This is a genomic window from Bacillus sp. FSL K6-1145 (genome assembly GCF_038003425.1).
GTDB lineage: Bacteria > Bacillota > Bacilli > Bacillales > Bacillaceae > Bacillus > Bacillus pumilus.
In genome coordinates, this window is sequence record NZ_JBBOPC010000001.1 from 465,822 (window position 1) to 483,508 (window position 17,687).

Annotated in this window: 18 protein-coding genes; 14 read left to right on the forward strand and 4 right to left on the reverse strand. The window is 43.6% G+C overall.

The genetic code is table 11. The features are described from left to right. Positions 1-175: 175 nt before the first annotated feature. The 8 genes from MHH41_RS02245 (at position 176) to MHH41_RS02280 (ending at position 6,851) form a co-directional block, all read left to right on the forward strand. A complete protein-coding gene (locus MHH41_RS02245) occupies positions 176-445 on the forward strand; it encodes an excalibur calcium-binding domain-containing protein (RefSeq protein ID WP_003214076.1) in 270 nt (89 codons plus the stop codon). A 103-nt stretch (positions 446-548) separates the two neighbouring features. After that, a complete protein-coding gene (locus MHH41_RS02250; protein WP_438264037.1) occupies positions 549-1,328 on the forward strand; it encodes a Cof-type HAD-IIB family hydrolase in 780 nt (259 codons plus the stop codon). Positions 1,329-1,500: 172 nt separating this feature from the next. Beyond that, positions 1,501-2,259 (forward strand): LamB/YcsF family protein, encoded by a 759-nt coding sequence (locus MHH41_RS02255; RefSeq protein ID WP_340865533.1) that lies wholly within the window; start codon positions 1,501-1,503, stop codon positions 2,257-2,259. 26 nt (positions 2,260-2,285) lie between these two features. Then, positions 2,286-3,503, forward strand: a complete 1,218-nt coding sequence (locus MHH41_RS02260; RefSeq protein ID WP_050945512.1) for an NRAMP family divalent metal transporter — start codon at positions 2,286-2,288, stop codon at positions 3,501-3,503. Between the two features lie 5 nt (positions 3,504-3,508). Continuing rightward, a complete protein-coding gene (locus tag MHH41_RS02265; RefSeq protein ID WP_212046382.1) occupies positions 3,509-4,300 on the forward strand; it encodes a putative hydro-lyase in 792 nt (263 codons plus the stop codon). Between the two features lie 18 nt (positions 4,301-4,318). Further along, positions 4,319-5,065, forward strand: coding sequence for a 5-oxoprolinase subunit PxpB (gene pxpB, locus MHH41_RS02270; protein WP_340865535.1), 747 nt, complete (start codon positions 4,319-4,321; stop codon positions 5,063-5,065). After that, a complete protein-coding gene (locus MHH41_RS02275) occupies positions 5,062-6,075 on the forward strand; it encodes a 5-oxoprolinase subunit C family protein (protein WP_340865537.1) in 1,014 nt (337 codons plus the stop codon). Before pxpB ends, MHH41_RS02275 begins: the two co-directional genes overlap by 4 nt. A gap of 14 nt (positions 6,076-6,089) precedes the next feature. Beyond that, on the forward strand, positions 6,090-6,851 hold the full coding sequence (locus tag MHH41_RS02280) for an IclR family transcriptional regulator (protein WP_050945516.1): 762 nt from the start codon (positions 6,090-6,092) through the stop codon (positions 6,849-6,851). Positions 6,852-6,896: 45 nt separating this feature from the next. On the opposite strand, the gene MHH41_RS02285 is transcribed toward MHH41_RS02280, so the two are convergent. Further along, positions 6,897-7,532, reverse strand: coding sequence for an FMN-dependent NADH-azoreductase (locus tag MHH41_RS02285; RefSeq protein WP_003214444.1), 636 nt, complete (start codon positions 7,530-7,532; stop codon positions 6,897-6,899). Between the two features lie 403 nt (positions 7,533-7,935). Here MHH41_RS02285 and MHH41_RS02290 point away from each other — a divergent pair, with 403 nt between their 5' ends. The 3 genes from MHH41_RS02290 to MHH41_RS02300 all read left to right on the forward strand — a co-directional run bounded on the left by MHH41_RS02290 (position 7,936) and on the right by MHH41_RS02300 (position 11,958). Continuing rightward, entirely contained in the window at positions 7,936-8,568 is a 633-nt protein-coding gene (locus MHH41_RS02290; RefSeq protein WP_340865538.1) for a GDSL-type esterase/lipase family protein, read from the forward strand. A gap of 89 nt (positions 8,569-8,657) precedes the next feature. Then, positions 8,658-9,740: a C45 family peptidase gene (locus MHH41_RS02295; RefSeq protein ID WP_310026056.1), complete on the forward strand. Its 1,083-nt coding sequence runs from the start codon at positions 8,658-8,660 to the stop codon at positions 9,738-9,740. Between the two features lie 130 nt (positions 9,741-9,870). Next, positions 9,871-11,958 (forward strand): BglG family transcription antiterminator, encoded by a 2,088-nt coding sequence (locus tag MHH41_RS02300; RefSeq protein WP_212046387.1) that lies wholly within the window; start codon positions 9,871-9,873, stop codon positions 11,956-11,958. Between the two features lie 16 nt (positions 11,959-11,974). Here the strand turns inward: MHH41_RS02300 and MHH41_RS02305 are convergent, their stop codons facing one another. Next, on the reverse strand, positions 11,975-12,586 hold the full coding sequence (locus MHH41_RS02305; RefSeq protein WP_106036108.1) for a class I SAM-dependent methyltransferase: 612 nt from the start codon (positions 12,584-12,586) through the stop codon (positions 11,975-11,977). A 155-nt stretch (positions 12,587-12,741) separates the two neighbouring features. Between MHH41_RS02305 and MHH41_RS02310 the strand changes: the two genes are divergently transcribed. Both MHH41_RS02310 and MHH41_RS02315 read left to right on the forward strand, forming a co-directional pair. Continuing rightward, a complete protein-coding gene (locus tag MHH41_RS02310) occupies positions 12,742-13,611 on the forward strand; it encodes an SDR family oxidoreductase (RefSeq protein WP_003214206.1) in 870 nt (289 codons plus the stop codon). A 290-nt stretch (positions 13,612-13,901) separates the two neighbouring features. Further along, positions 13,902-14,324 (forward strand): pyridoxamine 5'-phosphate oxidase family protein, encoded by a 423-nt coding sequence (locus MHH41_RS02315; RefSeq protein WP_003213986.1) that lies wholly within the window; start codon positions 13,902-13,904, stop codon positions 14,322-14,324. Between the two features lie 480 nt (positions 14,325-14,804). On the opposite strand, the gene MHH41_RS02320 is transcribed toward MHH41_RS02315, so the two are convergent. Continuing rightward, positions 14,805-14,987 carry a hypothetical protein gene (locus MHH41_RS02320; protein WP_003214089.1) on the reverse strand — a complete coding sequence of 61 codons (183 nt, stop codon included), beginning with the start codon at positions 14,985-14,987 and terminating at the stop codon, positions 14,805-14,807. A 13-nt stretch (positions 14,988-15,000) separates the two neighbouring features. Beyond that, positions 15,001-15,219 carry a hypothetical protein gene (locus MHH41_RS02325; protein WP_137055625.1) on the reverse strand — a complete coding sequence of 73 codons (219 nt, stop codon included), beginning with the start codon at positions 15,217-15,219 and terminating at the stop codon, positions 15,001-15,003. Positions 15,220-15,380: 161 nt separating this feature from the next. Between MHH41_RS02325 and MHH41_RS02330 the strand changes: the two genes are divergently transcribed. Next, on the forward strand, positions 15,381-17,630 hold the full coding sequence (locus tag MHH41_RS02330; protein ID WP_340865539.1) for a hypothetical protein: 2,250 nt from the start codon (positions 15,381-15,383) through the stop codon (positions 17,628-17,630). Positions 17,631-17,687: the final 57 nt, after the last annotated feature.

A 17,687-nucleotide genomic window follows, 5' to 3' on the forward strand; every position in this document is an offset into this window, starting at 1 on the left:
TCCTCTCTTCATATACGTGTCAAAACCGGAAAGGTTTCCCACTCAGTGTACCATATAGGATATAAAGCATGCTTTATTCCAAAAAAATCAATATATTTAGCTCGATAGTCTTGAAAAACAAAAAGTGGTGACATATGATAAAAATGTAAAAATAGAAAAAATAGGGGGATTCTACATGTTGAAAAAAATCATGGTGGCTGTCTTGTCCTTAGGTCTTTTACTAAGCGTTACACAAGTCGACACCCACACTGCAGATGCAAAAACAGTCAAGTCCTACAAAAACTGCAAAGCGCTGAACAAAGTCTATAAAGGCGGCGTAGCGAAAAGCAAAAACACGAAAAACAAAGGCGGCAAAACAAAGTACAAGCCGTATGTGTCAAAAGCACTTTACCAAAAAAATAAGCGACTTGACCGTGATAAAGACGGGATTGCATGTGAACGCTAAGCCAATGCGAAGAGACCTGTAACAAGGTCTTTTTTCTATGGGATCAAACTCGTCCCTTTGTGCCATCTCCCTCTTTATATTAAAATAAAGATAGTTACAAAAAATGATACAAAGTGGGGTACTCAATTTGTCCATTCAAGCTGATAAGAAAGACATCCGATTGATTGCCATTGATATGGATGGCACGCTGTTAAACAGTGAACACGTCATTCCAGAGGAAAATAAACAAGCCATTAAAGATGCTGAAGCAAAAGGGGTCCATGTGGTGATTAGCACAGGGCGGACGCTGATGACATGCCGAGAGCTGGTTGAGCCGCTCAAGCTGTCCTCTTACCTTGTGACAGCAAACGGAAGTGAAATCTGGGATTCAAACTTCCAGCTGATCGAACGAGATCTATTGCATCCTGATCATGTCCAAATGATGTGGGATCTAAAAAATAGGTACGAAACCGATTACTGGGCTTCCACTGTGGATAAGGTGTGGAGAGGTGAATTTCCAGAACGAATTCATGACCATGAATGGTTGAAATTTGGCTTTGATATTCATGATGATGACGTTCGTGAGGAAGTGCTCAATACACTGAAAACAAATGGTCATCTAGAGATTACAAATTCAAGTCCAACCAATATCGAAGTCAATGCAGCTGGCATTAACAAAGCGGCAGCTCTTGCAAAGGTAGCAGAACGCATTGGCTGTACGATGGACAATGTCATGTCGCTTGGCGACAGCCTAAATGATATGGCCATGATCCAAGAAGCCGGATTAGGCATTGCGATGGGAAATGCGCAAGAAGTTGTGAAAGAAGCGGCTGATTGGATTACAGCTCCTAACACAGAACACGGTGTAGCAAAAGCCATCCAGCATTGGGTGCTGTCTAAATAAAGAACATGATGAAAAAGCGAGAGGCGATATCCTCTCGCTTTTTTATGTCCTAGTTCTATTGTTATGTTTTCTGACAATGTCATGTGCAATCTATCCAAAATTGATATAATCAATATAAATTCGAATATTCGGACTTTATGTTCCGTTATTCGGAACAACAAGGAGGGATCCTATGTATCAAGTAGATATCAACTGTGATTTGGGAGAAAGCTTTGGTCAATATACTATCGGTTCGGATGAACAAATTTTAGAATATGTCACCTCAGCCAACATCGCTTGTGGTTTTCATGCAGGAGATCCAACAGTCATGAGAAAAACCGTCAGAATGGCACTGGATAAAGGGGTCCGAATTGGCGCGCATCCGGGGCTGCAAGATTTAGTCGGATTTGGCAGACGTCCAATGGCGATTTCAGCAGAGGAAGCCTATGATCTCGTCGTCTATCAAATTGGCGCTCTATCAGCCTTTCTCAAAGCAGAAGGCGGCACGATGCAGCATGTCAAGCCACACGGCGCCCTGTACAACATGGCGGCTAAAAATACTGAATTATCTGAATTGATTGCGAAGGCTGTGTATCATGTCGATCCAAGTCTTGTATTATACGGGCTTTCAGGCAGTGAACTTGCGATAGCAGGTGAGAGAATGGGTCTTCAAGTGGCGCATGAAGTATTTTCTGATCGGACCTATCAATCAGACGGGACGCTGACATCCCGCCGCGAACCACACGCACTCATTGAAGACGATGAACTGGCCGTTCAGCAGGTCGTTCGTATGGTGAGAGAAGGGAAGGTTCATACCGTTCAAGGGGAAGACATTTCGCTTAAAGCGGATACTGTCTGTATTCACGGAGACGGCATCCATGCGCTCCAATTTGCCAAAACTATTACATCAAAGCTAAAAGAAGCGAGCATTCATCTCAAAGCCTTTCAATAAAAATCGTCATCAAAGGGGGAAACAGCATGAAAAAAGAGGAAGTCAAGCACACGAAGGCACCAAAGGGGAACCGGTCTATGCTGATGGGCGCAGCCTTTTTAATGGCGACGTCCGCCATCGGACCGGGATTTTTAACACAAACGACTGTCTTTACACAGCAGCTGGCGGCTAGCTTTGGGTTTGTCATTCTCATCTCTATTTTGTTAGATATTTTTGCGCAAACCAATGTATGGCGCATCATCGCTGTGTCAGAAAAACGAGGGCAGGATATTGCAAATATGGTTCTGCCGGGTCTCGGCTATGTCCTGGCCGTTTTGATTGTCATTGGGGGACTTGCCTTTAACATCGGAAATATCGCTGGTGCTGGTCTCGGTTTTCAGGTCATTTTCGGAGTCGATCCGCGAATCGGTGCAGGGGTCAGTGCTGCTATTGCTATTCTGATCTTTGTGATCAAAGAGGCTGGAAAAGCGATGGACCGTTTCACACAGATAGCGGGTTTTGTCATGATTGGTCTGATGCTGTATGTGGCGATTTCAACAGCACCGCCAGTTGGAGAAGCGGCAGTGAGAACATTTGTCCCAGAGAAAATTGATATTTTATCCATTGTGACACTTGTAGGCGGAACAGTAGGCGGCTATATCGTCTTCGCTGGCGGACACCGCTTGCTGGATGCAGGTATTAAGGGGAAGGAAGCATTGCCCCAAGTGACGAAAAGCTCTATTTTCGGTGTCCTCATTACGTCCATCATGCGTGTAGCACTCTTTCTTGCTACATTAGGAGTTGTCGCAAAAGGCTTGCAGATTGATCCATCTAACCCGCCTGCCTCTGTATTTCAACTAGCTTCAGGAAATATCGGATATAAAATGTTTGGCATTATTATGTGGGCTGCGGCAATTACGTCCGTCATTGGAGCAGCATATACATCAGTTTCCTTCTTTAAAACCTTCTCACCAAAAATTGAGCAAAATCAACGTGGCATTATCATCGGCTTTATTGCCCTCTCGACCATCTGTTTTATTACGATCGGAAGACCTGTGAACATATTGATATTAGTTGGGGCAATCAATGCATTGATCTTACCGCTCGCGCTTGGCACCTTGCTGGTAGCGGCTTATAAGAAAGACATTGTCGGGGATTATCGACATCCATTCTTTTTGACAGTATCAGGCGCATTTGTCGTTGTCATCATGGCAATGATGGGCGGATATACCATCATCAATGAAATTCCAAAACTATGGAGCTGAATCGAATGAATATCTATCAAACATATGAGCCTTCACAGATCAGAGAGTTGATTCGTAAAAAAGAAATCACAGGGCCAACGGCAGGCCTAGCAGAGGGATATGCTCAAGCCAACTTAATGATCGTCAAAAAGGAACTTGCCTTTGATTTCCTGTTGTTTTGTCAGCGCAATCCGGCTGCATGCCCCTTGCTTGATGTGCTGGAGCCGGGTGATCCAGTGCCGAGACGGTCTGCACCTCAAGCGGATATTCGTACGGACTTTCCTAAATACCGTGTTTACCGAAAAGGGATTCTTCAAGAAGAGGTGTCAGATATCTCTGCTTATTGGGAGGACGATATGGTTGCCTTTCTCATCGGCTGCAGTTTTACGTTTGAGCATGCGCTCATGCTGAATGATATCCCTGTTCGCCATATTGAAAACGGCCATAACGTTCCGATGTATCAAACGAATATCGCTTGTGAAAGGGCGGGGGCATTTCATGGCCCGATGGTCGTCAGCATGAGACCCATTCCGGCGCATCAGATCACAAGAAGTGTACAAGTGACGTCTAGGTTCCCGTCAGTTCATGGTGGCCCTATTCATATAGGTGACCCAGCGATGATCGGAATTGACAATGTGGATCAGCCGGACTTTGGAGAACCATCTGTGATCAAAGAAGGAGAGGTCCCGGTGTTTTGGGCATGTGGTGTGACGCCGCAAGCCATTGTCATGCATACAAAACCAGACATTGCGATTACCCATGCACCTGGGCATATGTTCATCACAGATCAACGAGATCAACAGCTTGGTGTGCTTTAGAAAGAGAGGGGTCCTCAAGTGGCATTTTCAACAATAAAAAATTCTATCACCTTCCACCCGTTAGGAGATGCAGCGATTGTTATTCAAGCAGGAGCAGACATATGTGAAGAAATTCATGAGCGTGTTGTGCAGCTGTTTTCTTGTATTGAACAGCATCCATTTGCCGGATATGTGGAAGCTGTTCAAGCCTTTACAAACGTGACTGTTTTCTACGAGCCGTATACCGTTTATCAATCTGCCCATCTTCAACAACAAGATTTGTCCCCCTATGAATGGGTGAAAAGCTATATTGAAACACTCCTTGAAGAGAAATGGCAAGAGGGGGTTCAGGCTAAGCGCCGCACCATCGACATACCGGTCTGCTACGGGGGAGAGCTGGGTCCTGATTTAGAAGAAGTCGCCCGGATCAATCATTTAACACCAGAAGAAGTCGTGCGTATTCACACCGCAGGGACGTATCTTGTCTATATGATTGGATTTGCACCAGGGTTTCCGTTTTTAGGCGGGCTGTCTGAAAAAATCGCAGCCCCGCGCAGGGAAACACCGAGAATGTCCATTCCAAAAGGATCTGTCGGCATTGCGGGAAAGCAGACCGGCGTTTACCCGATTTCCACACCTGGCGGCTGGCAGCTCATTGGACAAACCCCGCTGCCACTCTTTCGTCCAGACGAGAAAGTCCCAAGTCTATTGAGAGCAGGGGACGAGGTCAGATTTGTCCAAATGTCTGAAAAGGAATTTTTCAGCATGAAGGAGGCAGAATGTTGAGTATTCATGTCATCAAGCCAGGTATGTTCACAACCATTCAAGATAAAGGGCGGAAAGGCTATCAAAAGTATGGCGTCTTAACGAGCGGCGGCATGGATGCGCTCTCGCTTAGAATTGCCAACATTCTCACAGGCAACGAGGAAAACGAAGCCGTACTGGAAATCACATTAATGGGGCCGGGTCCTGTGTTGACGTGTCAAAAGGATGCGCTTATTGCAGTAACTGGCGCTGATGTAGAGATCGACATCGATGGAGAGCCAGCCCCTTTATGGAAACCGCTCTTTGTTCGATCAGGAAGCACGCTCACCTTTGGTCCTTGTAAGAGGGGCTGCCGCTCTTACCTTGCTGTGGCGGGTGGATTCGATGTGGAGCCGGTCATGGAGAGCAAAAGCACCTATGTGAGAGCAGGAATCGGTGGACTGAACGGGCGTCCGCTTGAAAAAGGAGACGTCCTGTCCATTGGAAAGCCATCACTCGTAGCAAATCGATTGTCTGATAGACTCAAAAGCAATCTGAAACAGGCGGCGTACAGCGCACCCGATTGGACTGTAAGTTATACGCATTTTTTACCGCTGCGGAAATCGCCCGTGATTCGGGTGCTGCCAGGGAGACACCTTTCTTTTTTTCAAGAAACATCTCAACACACCTTTTTTGAACAGCCTTACCAGGTCACGCCTCAATCAGATCGCATGGGCTGCCGCTTGAAGGGGGAGCCGGTTCATTTAAAAGAAAAGCTTGAATTGATTTCAGAGGCGGTTGCCTTTGGTTCTATTCAAATTCCTCCTGACGGTCAGCCGATTATTCTGCTGGCAGATCGGCAAACAACAGGCGGATACCCGCGGATTGGAGAAGTTGCGACGGTCGATCTGCCGCTCATAGCACAAGCGATGCCCGGGGCGAATTTGTATTTTAAGCGAATCGACCATCAGGACGCAGAGCAGGCGGTATTTAAGCAAGAAGCAGAACTGAAGGAGCTTGCTGCTAGAATCAAGCTGGAAGCATTCGTTTAGAAAAGGGGATGGCCATGCAAAATACAAATAAAACCGTCGTGAAATCAATGGAGATTTTGCGGTTGTTTATCGCTCGTGACCAATTAACGTTAAATGAAATGATCGAGCTTTCCAGCATGCCGAAAACGTCTGTGCACCGCATGGCGAGCTCGTTAACCGATATGGGGTTATTAGAAAAGCAAGATTCAGGTGCTTATCGGTTAGGACTGATGTTTCTAGAATACGGTCAGCTTGTGGCGGATCGCCTTGATATTCGGAGAATTGCGAGACCATTTATGGAAGGCTTGCGGGATGAAGTGGGAGAAGCTGTACAGCTCATCGTTCGTGAAGGAGACGAAGCCATTTACGTGGATAAAATTGAAGGGACGCAGCCTGTTCGTCTCTACACCGCCGTCGGCAGGCGCTCTCCTTTATATGCGGGTGCTTGTGCGAGAAGTATTCTCTCCTTTTTGCCAGAGAACGAGAGACTCGCCTATATCGATTCGATTGAGCTAGGGAAAATCGGAATCGGAACCATTACAGATAAAGAGGTTCTTCGAAACATACTGGAAGAATCAAATGAGCGGGGCTATACGTTAAGTTATTCGGAGCTTGAAAACTATACAGCTGCGGTTGGAGCACCTATATTCAATCACCTTGGGGAAGTCGCAGCAGGAATTAGCATTGCTGGGTTTGAAGCAGGTTATCAAAAGGAACGTCTTCCATACTTAATTGAACAAGTCAAAAAAGCCGCGAGCGGTATCTCCAGAGAATTAGGCTTTCATCTAGATAAATAAAAAGCCAATGACCGTTAAGATCATTGGCTTTTCGCGTTCAGTTTATTAGAAAGTTTTACCTAAAGCTTTTGCACGTTCGATTGCATCTGCTTTAATTTGCTCTGCTTTCGCAGGTTCAGCATTGTGACCTTCAACGATAAGACCTTCGAAAGAAGGAATTCCGAAGAAGCTCGCAATTGTACCAAGGTAACGGTGACCTGCTTCAAGTTCAGCAGCAGGACCTTCAGTGTAATATCCGCCACGTGCTTGGATGTGAAGAGCTTTTTTGTCTGTTAATAATCCAACAGGACCTTGCTCCGTGTATTTGAATGTTTTACCAGCTACAGCAACAGAGTCGATGTATGCTTTAAGAACTGGTGGGAATGAGAAGTTCCAAAGTGGTGAAACAAATACATATTTGTCAGCAGAAACGAATTGATCGCTTAATTCGTTTAGTCGAGCAACTTTCGCTTGCTCTTCAGCTGAAAGTGTATCGAAACCAGCACCTGATTGCAGCTTGCCCCAGCCAGCGAATACATCTGCATCAATGTGAGGGATGTTTTCTTTGTACAAATCGATATGTACAACCTCGTCACTTGGATTTGCTTCCTTATAAGATTCGATAAATGCTTTAGCAGTAGCCATACTGTAAGAAACTGTTTCATCATGCGGATGTGCAGTGATGTATAAAACTTTTGCCATGTTTATTCAATCCTTTCTGTTTCAGTGGTTTTTTTAGCGTATCCCAAAGATACACTGAATATGTGGCATCTTTAATCATAGTGGAATGCTATGAAAAAGATGTAACAAGCACAGTTACATAAAAACTGATATTTTTATTGTAATCACAATGTAGTTTGAAGTCAAGGTATAAAGTCTCGAAATCAAGATAAAAAGTTTGTAAATTTTTCTGGAACGCATGCAGGTGCAAATTTCATGATCTCAACCTATTCTTATTGAACAAAAAATCAGTCGATCTCGCAAGTAAAGAGTTTGTAAAGACGTCTCATGAAAAAAAGATGAATGCCTCTAAGTCATCTGCTACAAGCATCTGTTCTTCGATTTCGTATATATAAGAGAAGGCAGGAGAGAGTGAGGGATAAGAGTGGGACGATCCTATGTTGCGATTGGAGATTCCTTAACAGTTGGAGTGGGGGCACGTTTATTTGGTGGAGGCTTCGGAGAGCGGTATCAGTGGATGCTTGAAAAAAAGACACGTGCGCCAGTTGAGCTGTCTGTATTTGCAAAGTCAGGGTTAACAACAGATCAGATTTTACAGCTGTTCAAACGATCTGATGTGAGGCGTGCTATTGCAGCAGCTGACATCATCACCATCACAGGCTGTGGGAATGACCTTGTTCAAGCGATTCAGCAGTATGAAAAGGGTGAAGATGAAAAGAAATTGCTGCAAGCGACGCTGCATTGCCAAGCGAATTTCAGCAAAATGATTCAAGAAATCGCTCAGATCAAAAGAGGGCAGAAGCAGCCCTATTGCGTGTATCTCATGAATTTATATAATCCTTTTCCGCAAATACCTATAGCCGGGCGGTGGCTTCAGCAATACAATCATCAGCTTCGCTCGCTTGCTGCAAATCCGCATGTAGAGGTTGTGGATGTGTACCGGGCGTTTGAAGGACATGAAAATGAGTACTTATCGATTGATCAATTTCATCCGAACCATAAAGGATATGAAGCAATGGCAAAAGCATTGTTTCAACAATCCTGTAAACAGCTGTAATCCATTGGGATTGCAGTTTTTTTCATCCTTTTAAATGAAGGAGGGTTTCGATATGATAAAAGAAACGAAAGCGAAAGAGGTGTGCAGGCATGGAGGAAATCAGTGCATATTTTCAAGAAATGAAAGGAACCGCTTATGAAGTGGGAAAGCAGCAGGCTGTCTGGATGAAGAAAAAGCAATGGCTACAGACACAATACATTCGAACAGAACCGCTTGCAAAAGAGGCTGTGAAAGAAACGAAGCAGCTGATGCGCCCTTATCTTCCTCAGTTAGAAGAAGAGATTGCTGGATTTTGTGATGAACTGCAATTAGATGAGCGCTATTTGACCTTTTTCTATTCATCTCATCTACAGCCAGGCTGTTCCCACTGCGTGAGGCAGGGAAATATGGAGACAGGTCAACAAACGGTCATGCTGCGTAACTATGATTTCTCTCCGATATTTGATGATATGCGTCTTGTGACGACACATGTGAAGGGCTTGGCATATCATACAGGCTCGTCGCTGCTTTTGTTTGGCAGATCTGATGGGATGAATGAGCATGGTCTTTCTGTCACATTCTCTGCATGTGGTCCGCCGGTTGGAAATGAACCCGGTTTAAAGCCTCCAGCAGTTGCCGGCTTGCAAGTGTATCATGTGATTCGATCTGTTCTGGAAACCTGTAGAACGGTTGAGGAAGCCATTCGCTCTATTCAGGAAATGCCCGTTGCCTCAAATGTCCACCTCATGCTTACTGATCGAAAAGGAGAAGCGGCTGTGATTGAAATCATTGATGGCCGTAAAATGGTGAGAAGACCGGAGGAAGGTTATATTGCAGCCACAAATCATCCGCTTGCTGATCAAACAGCAAAAGGGGTGACGAAACATCATTCTGTTGTCAGATATGACATGCTAATAGAGGCATTAAAAGAACAACAAACAAGTGATTCTCTTGTTAAGCTGTTTCAGACAGAATATCCTGATGGTCTGGCTGTGCACAATTATGAGGAGCTGTTTGGAACAATGCGAACCGTCATCTTCCGTCCGGAAGAAGGAACGATGGATTATTGCTTTGGCTCTCCAATATACAATCCGACGTATTCTTTAAAAGCTGGGGGTTCACTGCCTTTTCATGAACAAAAGGTTCAATTTCATCAAAAGGATTATGGACCGTCATTTTGGAGAAATGTATGATCAGACGTTGTATTTAATTTTGTCACAGCTGATGTGCCAAAGTCAGATCAACTTAAGATTGCATCTTTTGTTGAAAGCGTTTTATATTAGGGTACGACAATAGACCTATTTTTGCAGAAGGAGGCATTTCATGTACATAACGGCACGAGAACAGAAGATCATCAAATACATCATTCAGCAAAATCGTTATGTCACGATTCGTGAGATAGCCGATTCTGTTCAGGTGAGTACAAGAACGATTCATAGAGAACTAAAATCGATTAAACCCATATTAAAGAATTATGATCTTTCACTAGATAAACAGCCGGGGAAAGGCTTGAAGGCAGTCGGTGAACAGGAGGATAAACAGCGGCTTCTTGCTCATATGTCAAATGAGGATCAAATTGAATATAGCTCTGATGAACGGAAGCTCTTAATATTATGTGCGCTGCTTGAAGCAAAGGAACCGGTGAAATTATATACACTCGCTTCCGATTTGCAGGTCACAAATGCGACGATCAGCTATGACTTAGATGAACTGACGGAGTGGATCGCGCCATACGGTTTGCAACTGATCCGAAAACGCGGGTATGGCATTGAATTAAAAGGACCGGAGGAAGCAAAACGAAAGATTGTCGGCAACCTCATTGTCGACCGGCTCGATATTCAATTATTTTTAGAAACGATTGAAATGAATATCAAGCAACGAACGAAAGCGACGGAAAAAGTGTTTGGCGTTGTCAGCAGAGGGCAGCTGCTCAAGGTAGAAAGACTTCTCTTTCATTTGAAAAATCGACTGTCACTCTCTTTATCTGATAGTGCCTATATTGCGCTTGTCGTTCACTTAACCTATGCTATCGAACGGATTCAGCTTGGCGAAACCATTCGAATGGAAGAGGAAGAGCTGCTTGAACTAAAGCGGACGAAAGAATTTGAATCATCACTGCGAATCGCAAGAGCACTTGAACGCATGTTTAATGTCGAGATCCCTGAAGCAGAGGTCGGATATATGACGATCCATCTGCGCAGTGCAAACCGCAGCTTTGGGGCAGAATACCGTATTGATGAAATCGAGCTGGATATCGCGATTAGAACGAAGAAGCTCATTGATTTTATTTCAAATAAAACTGGCTATCATTTAAATGAGAATGATTCATTGTATGAGGGACTCGTGTCTCATCTTGAACCTGCCATGAACCGTTTAAAGGAAAAGATGAGAATCTACAATCCACTTACACAACAAATTAAAAAGGACTACTTTTTACTTTTCATGGCGATTGAAGAAGGAGTCGAACGTTTCTTTCCAGAGATCGAATTTCCAGAGGATGAAATCGCCTTTATTGTGCTTCACTTTGGCTCAGTGCTTGAGATCAAAAAAGAAGAAACGAACATTCATGCATTGGTCGTGTGCTCAAGCGGGATCGGTTCCTCTAAAATGCTCGCATCTCGGTTAAAAAAAGAATTGCCAGAGATCGCCGAATTTGATCTGTCTTCCTTGATGGAACTAAAAGAAATCGATGCATCAAGCTATGACATGATTGTCTCGACCGTTCCTATCCCATATGAGCATATCGATTACATCATGGTCAGTCCGCTCTTAAACGAGGATGATGCTATGCGTGTGAAGGCTCATATTAAACGAAAGATTCCTTATATGATCGAGAAAAAAAGGATGAAAGAAGCTGCCAAAGAACCGGTACAAGAATCCATTAATATGATGGCGGTTGCAGAGCAGGTGACGAATTACATGTCTGTGATTCGCAGCATCTTGTCCCATTTCACCATCGACAATAGAAAGGCGATGCCGCAGCATGAGGCAACAATCAGTCAGCTGCTTCGTCAGCTTGAAGAGGAAGGATTTATCACACATGCGGATGAGGTAGCAAGTGGTTTACTAGAACGTGAACAGCAAGGTGGTTTAGGGATTCCTGGTACAGAATTTGCTCTTTTTCATTTAAAGCATACGTTCATCAAGGAACCCATCTTTCATATTTATGATCTTGATCAGGCATACGAGGTCAAAAGCATGGACGGCGGGCAGCAGCAGATGTCACGAATGCTCATGATGCTGGCGCCGCTAGAGCTAGGCAAGGAAGGGTCAGAAATGTTTAGTCTGATCAGTTCATCCATCATTGAAAGTGAGGAAAGCATGACGCTTTATGGTCATGGGTTAAAGGAAGACATTGAACAGAAATTGCATCAGCTGTTCTATCAATTTGTCAAAGAGGCAAAGTGGTAAGAAAAAAGCCGAGAGCTTATTCGCTTCTCGGCTTTTTGGCTGTGACACAGACAGCAAGCGTTGGACGAATTTCCTCATACTCAACAGAAAAATGGTCAAACCCCGCAAACTGTAAATCATTCAATATGTTTTCACCCATCTCTTTTGTCCGGCTCGCATCAGCACCTTTTTCTCTTGGCTGCATCACAATGACGAGTTTTCCGCCGGGTTTCAACGTGTGATAAAGGTTGAGTAGGCCAGTCTTTGGATCATCCCAAATCGTAAAGTTGTTCACAGACAGTACTTTGTCATACTGCTCTCCCGGCAAACGTGTTTTCTCGATTTTTCCTACATACAGCCGGACTTGTTTGTCTTTTGACCGTTTGCTGACGCGGGATTTTGCTTGCTCCTGCATGGTGGAGGAAGCATCTAGTCCATCTATATGGAGACCTTCATAATGCTTAAGCATATGCTTGATGCTGTAGCCGGGTCCATAGCCGATTTCCAAAATGTTTTCACCATCTGACAAATCTAAATGCTGGATCGCCCACTGATTCAGTGCTTTATTTTCATTTGCCATAATGAAACCTGCAATGCTTCCGAGCCAGCCTTTTGGTTTGCTAAAGGTTTTCGAAATGGTTGACAGCATGTGAGAACGCTCCTTTTTAATGATCTAGTAACCGATTTTATCCATCTTGAAACATGCCGTTTTTCAAAACGCATCTGTGCCGCACCGGGATGTTTGAGTGAAAAAGTGAGGTGGTAATGAAAGGATACATCAACAAATCAAGGAGGAGCTTACACATGGATTTACGTGAATATTTAACAAATGGCATTCCGCGCCAAACACAGGATCAGCAGCCAGGCAGTGAAAGGGAAATGAATCCTGCGCCGATCTTTGAGGATGAATCATATCAAGGGTCTGGCAAGCTCAAAGGGAAAGTCGCACTGATTACAGGCGGAGATAGTGGAATTGGACGTGCTGTGTCTGTTGCCTATGCAAAAGAAGGGGCACACGTCGCCATTGTGTACTTAAATGAACATGAGGATGCAAAGGATACGCAAAAGCGCGTAGAACAGGAAGGCGTCAAATGTTTAACGATTGCAGGAGATGTCGGTGACGAAGCCTTTTGCGAGAAAGCGGTAGAAAAAACAGTTGAAGCCTTTGGGCAATTAGATATTTTAGTGAATAATGCGGCTGAACAGCATCCGAAAGAACGGATTCAGGATATATCTAGTGAACAGCTTCACCAAACCTTTAGAACCAACTTCTATTCCTATTTTTATTTTACGAAGAAAGCACTGGATTACTTAAAACCGGGAAGTACAATTATTAATACAACATCCATTAACCCATATCGAGGCAACAAAGTGCTGATTGATTATACGGCGACAAAAGGTGCCATCAATGGCTTTACGCGTTCTATGGCTCAGTCGCTTGTGAAGGATGGGATTCGGGTGAACGGTGTAGCGCCAGGTCCAATTTGGACGCCGCTCATTCCATCTACATTTGATGAGGATCGTGTGGAAAGCTTCGGGGCAGAAACCCCAATGGGAAGACCAGGACAGCCTGTAGAGCATGTCGGCTGCTATGTGCTGCTTGCTTCTGACGAATCGTCTTATATGACAGGACAAACACTTCACGTCAACGGCGGTTCCTTTATGAATACATGATCAATAGCGCACCGCCCACCTGATTGGGCGGTGTGTTTAGTATTTCTTGCGATTTTTCTGCACAGATGAGACAGACCATACGATAATGCCCACAACAACTGCCGCAATGACAAGTGAACTCAAATGGAACATCGTTTCATGATGCATGTTCAACTTCTCCCTTCATTGAGCCTGTTTTCTATAGCATCAGCCAGAAGATCTCTTTTTATGAAAAACACATTTCTTTGTTTAATGAATGAATTGTCGTGGAAACCTAAGAGTACGGATGAAATTTGAAGGAGTGAAACGATATGTCACAAGAAGAATTAAAACAAAAGGTACTCAATCTATTAGATGAACAAAAGGTCGGAACACTGGCGACCGTTGAACAGGATAAGCCGCATACCCGCTACATGACTTTTTTCCATGAGGGACTGACATTATATACACCAACGAGCAAAGAAACACATAAAGCAGACGAAATTGAAAAAAACCCGAATGTCCATATTCTCATTGGTTATTCAGGTGAAGGATTCGGTGACACGTATGCAGAAATCGCAGGTACCGCCACATTAACCGATGATCCAGAACTGATCGACCGCCTTTGGTCTGAGGAGATGGAGAAATGGTTTAAAGGAAAAGATGATCCGAACCTAGTGATTCTGAAGATTGATCCAACATCTATTCGTTACATGAATGAAGGAAACCGTACTCCAGCTGAATTATCACTTTAACACTTGCGTAAGATGGGGGGATGTGTTATATTTTTATATTAAGTGTTGAAATAAGCAAATAAATAAAGAAAGTAAACTTTCTTTTTTCTATGACATAATGAGAAGCAATAGAGCTTCTACTAGATAAGAACGAGACGCTGTCAAAGCGAACAAACTTATTCTTTTCCTTCTGCACCCGCCCCCTATAAAAGCGGAAGAGTGGAAAAAAGACGTTTTGATTTACAATTCACACTGGCACGGCTTCGGAGCCGTAAGGACGAATGAGAGGTAGGGCTTTCGTTGTCTTGTTATCCAGAACTTCCATGGCGTTTACTTTCAAACGTAGGTTCACTCGGAACACATATGACACACTGATATGATCGAATCTTAATTCATACACTCCGTAACGGAGATCACACATTGATTATTTATTTGCATGAAAAAAGCAAGGAAAAGGCTGCCATCTATTTGGCAGCCTTTTTCATTGGATTCATTTCATGATCACTCACTTCTTCCTTTCTTCTGATAACGCCAAATCTTCTGAATAAAAAAGAACATCACCGCAAACAAAATAGAAAAAATGAACATGTCCAAGAGTGTCACGCCTCTATTTGGGTGCACAATGCCAAACCAAACCAATTGCAGAACAAAAGAGATAGCAAAATAACTAATGGATTCTTTCATGATTTTCCCCCTTTCACTTATTTTTTTGACCTTTTAGCCATAACAGCCAAATGAAGAAAGAACCGATGACACATGATAGTAAAGTGACAGGCGGCAAGGTATGCCAGCTAGTCAGCCCCTTTACAAAACACATATAAAAAAAGAAAATGGAAATGGATACGAGCACCCATTGCTTGAACCAACGGGGAACACGCAGCCAAGCCGCTAGAATGATCGATGATAGCTTACTCATTGTGATAACATCCTTTTTTTCGAATTTAATTGGATTTTATCGCAAACTACCAAGTTTGTAAAATATGGAACTTAAAGGCTGGAATGGTATTCTTCTAGCATGAAACATTCTCGTTGCACTGACGTATAAGATAAAGGAACCTCATGAAAGGAAGCGATCAAGTGAAAAGAATACCAGTGATTTTTCTCAGATATATTGTCTTCTTTATTCCAGCGATCATTCTTAGTGTCTTGGTGTGGAACCATTACCAAGATGATTTGTCAGCAGGGAAAGTGACGGAATATGACGTCAAACGAATATTTACATTTGATGAAGGAAAACGAGTGGTGAGTGCTGTATCAAAAGACCAGCAGCTCCATTTTGAAATGTATGATCCTCAATCAGGAAAAAGAATTAGTGAATGGACGACAGCAAGCGATTCGTTTAATGAAATGCTGCCACCCATTCAAGGTAACAATCTCTTACTTGCTTTAAAAAATAAAGACGGGCAGCTGTTGATCGAGAAACTAACGCCAAGCGGAGAAAAGAAAGAGCTCGTTAAGCAAAATCTACAGATACCCTCGTTTTTAAAAACGAATACATATCAATGGAATGGACGGCTTGTGTTTACAGGAGAAATGGAAGGCGCCGCTGCAGTCCTTGGTGAGCTAAAGTATGGTCAGTTTCATGTGCACAATCTAAGCGAGCTAAAGCTGCCAGCAAGGCCAGTCTCTATGGATGTTGTCATGAATTCCTTTAGAGGACAGACGCCTATTCCTATATTTGAATTGACTTTGAAAAATGACCAGAAGGCATATGTCAGCGGAGTCTCAAACGATAAGAATCAGCTTGGGGTCTATGTCTCCAAAAACGCTGAACCGTTTAGCCTCATTGAAGATAAAGTGGAGCAGCAGCTGGAAAAAACGATCGGAACATCCCAAAACTTTGCAGTCGCTGTCGAATCTAACTATCCAAAAAGACCAAGGAAAGTGAATGCAGAGGGAAGGCTTGGGGAAGTCGTTCCAACACCAAAACCGATTTATCAAACCCTTATCTACCAGCTTAATGAGGAAGAAGTTCTTCTTGCAGGCTCTACAGCAAAGGACGAAGCAAAAGGCAAGCTGACTGGTTATATTTATAACCACCGCACGAATAAGACGACGTCCGTCAGCAAACTTTTGCAGTCGTTTTCATATGAAACGTTACAAAGAGAAGGACTCTCTTTCAATAAAAATGTGAAAAGCGATTGGATCTATTATTCAATCGACAATCAATTAACGGGTGCATTTGAGACGAAGAGCAAAGAGCTAAAGGAATTTCCTTTGAAAAAAATGATCTCAATCGAAAACGCCAGTCCTGCTCACCAAACGTCTGTAGACACCTTTATGCAATATGTCATGAAAGGCGGACCGCTCATTCTCAACTGGGCGATATGGCTGTTTATTCCACTGCTGTTATTTGTGCTAGCCATCTTCCTGCCGCCGATTTTGAGACTGGTGAGAAAGAACAAGATGAAAGACAGTGTCACATTAGAAGCCAATATTGTATCTGTCAAAGAAACGGGTACCTACATCAACGAACAGCCGCTTGTCAAAATGCAGCTGCAATTTCAATACGATGGGGAAAATATCGAGAAGGCAGTTAAAACGGTTGTATCCTACACCCAAATACCGCAGCCGGGTCAGCGTATCGCCATTCTCTACAATCCGAAGAAGAAAAAGGCGATGCTCTTAAAAGAGGGGGACTTCTCACAGACAAGTGAGCCAAAGTTCATCAAAGGCGCTGTTTTAAGAAATATAGAATCATATGGAACCGTAGGACGAGGCACGGTCTTATCGCTTACATTTGAAGCAGATCAGAAAAGGTATACCATTCCGATGATTCAAGCCGCTGGTTTTGAATTTAGAACAGGAGAAAAAGCCGACCTCGTCGACATTAGCGGTCAGTTGAAAATGGCAGCCTATGGCCATGAAGTGCGGAATCGATCGGGGAAAGACGTGACATTAACAGGAACCATCCAGCGGGTGAAGCAATATCCAGTCACGATTCATGGTCAGAAGCCGATCATGCTAGATGTGACGGTTTCTAGCGGAGATCAGTCCATCACAAAAACGGTCAGTCAATTCATCCCTGATCATATGGATGTCTCGCCAGGAACTCAAATCACGATGCAGACAAAACAAGAAGAGCTGGATAAAGAAATCAGTCTCATGCAAGAGAAACAAGGAAGTGCAAAAGTGACCCATGTCGCATTTGCTGGTGTCATCGGCAACCAGCCGCTAGCGATCATTCAGATTGAGCGAGATGGCATGATGTATGAAGTGAAACAGCCAATCGATCCAATCACCAGCGTACTGCCAGGTGATGAATTATGGGTGGCATATCACGAAATGACGCGTCAAGCAGCCATAGTGAAATATGCCTCGATTTAAAAAATACTTCAGTGTGTAGAAAAAGGGCTAAAATGAATTTCGTTTTAGCCCTTTTTG

Bases quoted from the DNA above. Each gene is read 5' to 3' on its own strand.
- MHH41_RS02320 (WP_003214089.1), bottom strand. From the start codon at position 14,987: ATGAAAGAATCCATTAGTTATTTTGCTATCTCTTTTGTTCTGCAATTG.
- MHH41_RS02305 (WP_106036108.1), bottom strand. From the start codon at position 12,586: ATGCTGTCAACCATTTCGAAAACCTTTAGCAAACCAAAAGGCTGGCTC.
- MHH41_RS02280 (WP_050945516.1), top strand. From the start codon at position 6,090: ATGCAAAATACAAATAAAACCGTCGTGAAATCAATGGAGATTTTGCGG.
- MHH41_RS02260 (WP_050945512.1), top strand. From the start codon at position 2,286: ATGAAAAAAGAGGAAGTCAAGCACACGAAGGCACCAAAGGGGAACCGG.
- MHH41_RS02295 (WP_310026056.1), top strand. From the start codon at position 8,658: ATGGAGGAAATCAGTGCATATTTTCAAGAAATGAAAGGAACCGCTTAT.
- MHH41_RS02285 (WP_003214444.1), bottom strand. From the start codon at position 7,532: ATGGCAAAAGTTTTATACATCACTGCACATCCGCATGATGAAACAGTT.
- MHH41_RS02315 (WP_003213986.1), top strand. From the start codon at position 13,902: ATGTCACAAGAAGAATTAAAACAAAAGGTACTCAATCTATTAGATGAA.
- MHH41_RS02325 (WP_137055625.1), bottom strand. From the start codon at position 15,219: ATGAGTAAGCTATCATCGATCATTCTAGCGGCTTGGCTGCGTGTTCCC.
- MHH41_RS02300 (WP_212046387.1), top strand. From the start codon at position 9,871: ATGTACATAACGGCACGAGAACAGAAGATCATCAAATACATCATTCAG.
- MHH41_RS02245 (WP_003214076.1), top strand. From the start codon at position 176: ATGTTGAAAAAAATCATGGTGGCTGTCTTGTCCTTAGGTCTTTTACTA.
- MHH41_RS02265 (WP_212046382.1), top strand. From the start codon at position 3,509: ATGAATATCTATCAAACATATGAGCCTTCACAGATCAGAGAGTTGATT.
- MHH41_RS02250 (WP_438264037.1), top strand. From the start codon at position 549: ATGATACAAAGTGGGGTACTCAATTTGTCCATTCAAGCTGATAAGAAA.
- MHH41_RS02310 (WP_003214206.1), top strand. From the start codon at position 12,742: ATGGATTTACGTGAATATTTAACAAATGGCATTCCGCGCCAAACACAG.
- MHH41_RS02255 (WP_340865533.1), top strand. From the start codon at position 1,501: ATGTATCAAGTAGATATCAACTGTGATTTGGGAGAAAGCTTTGGTCAA.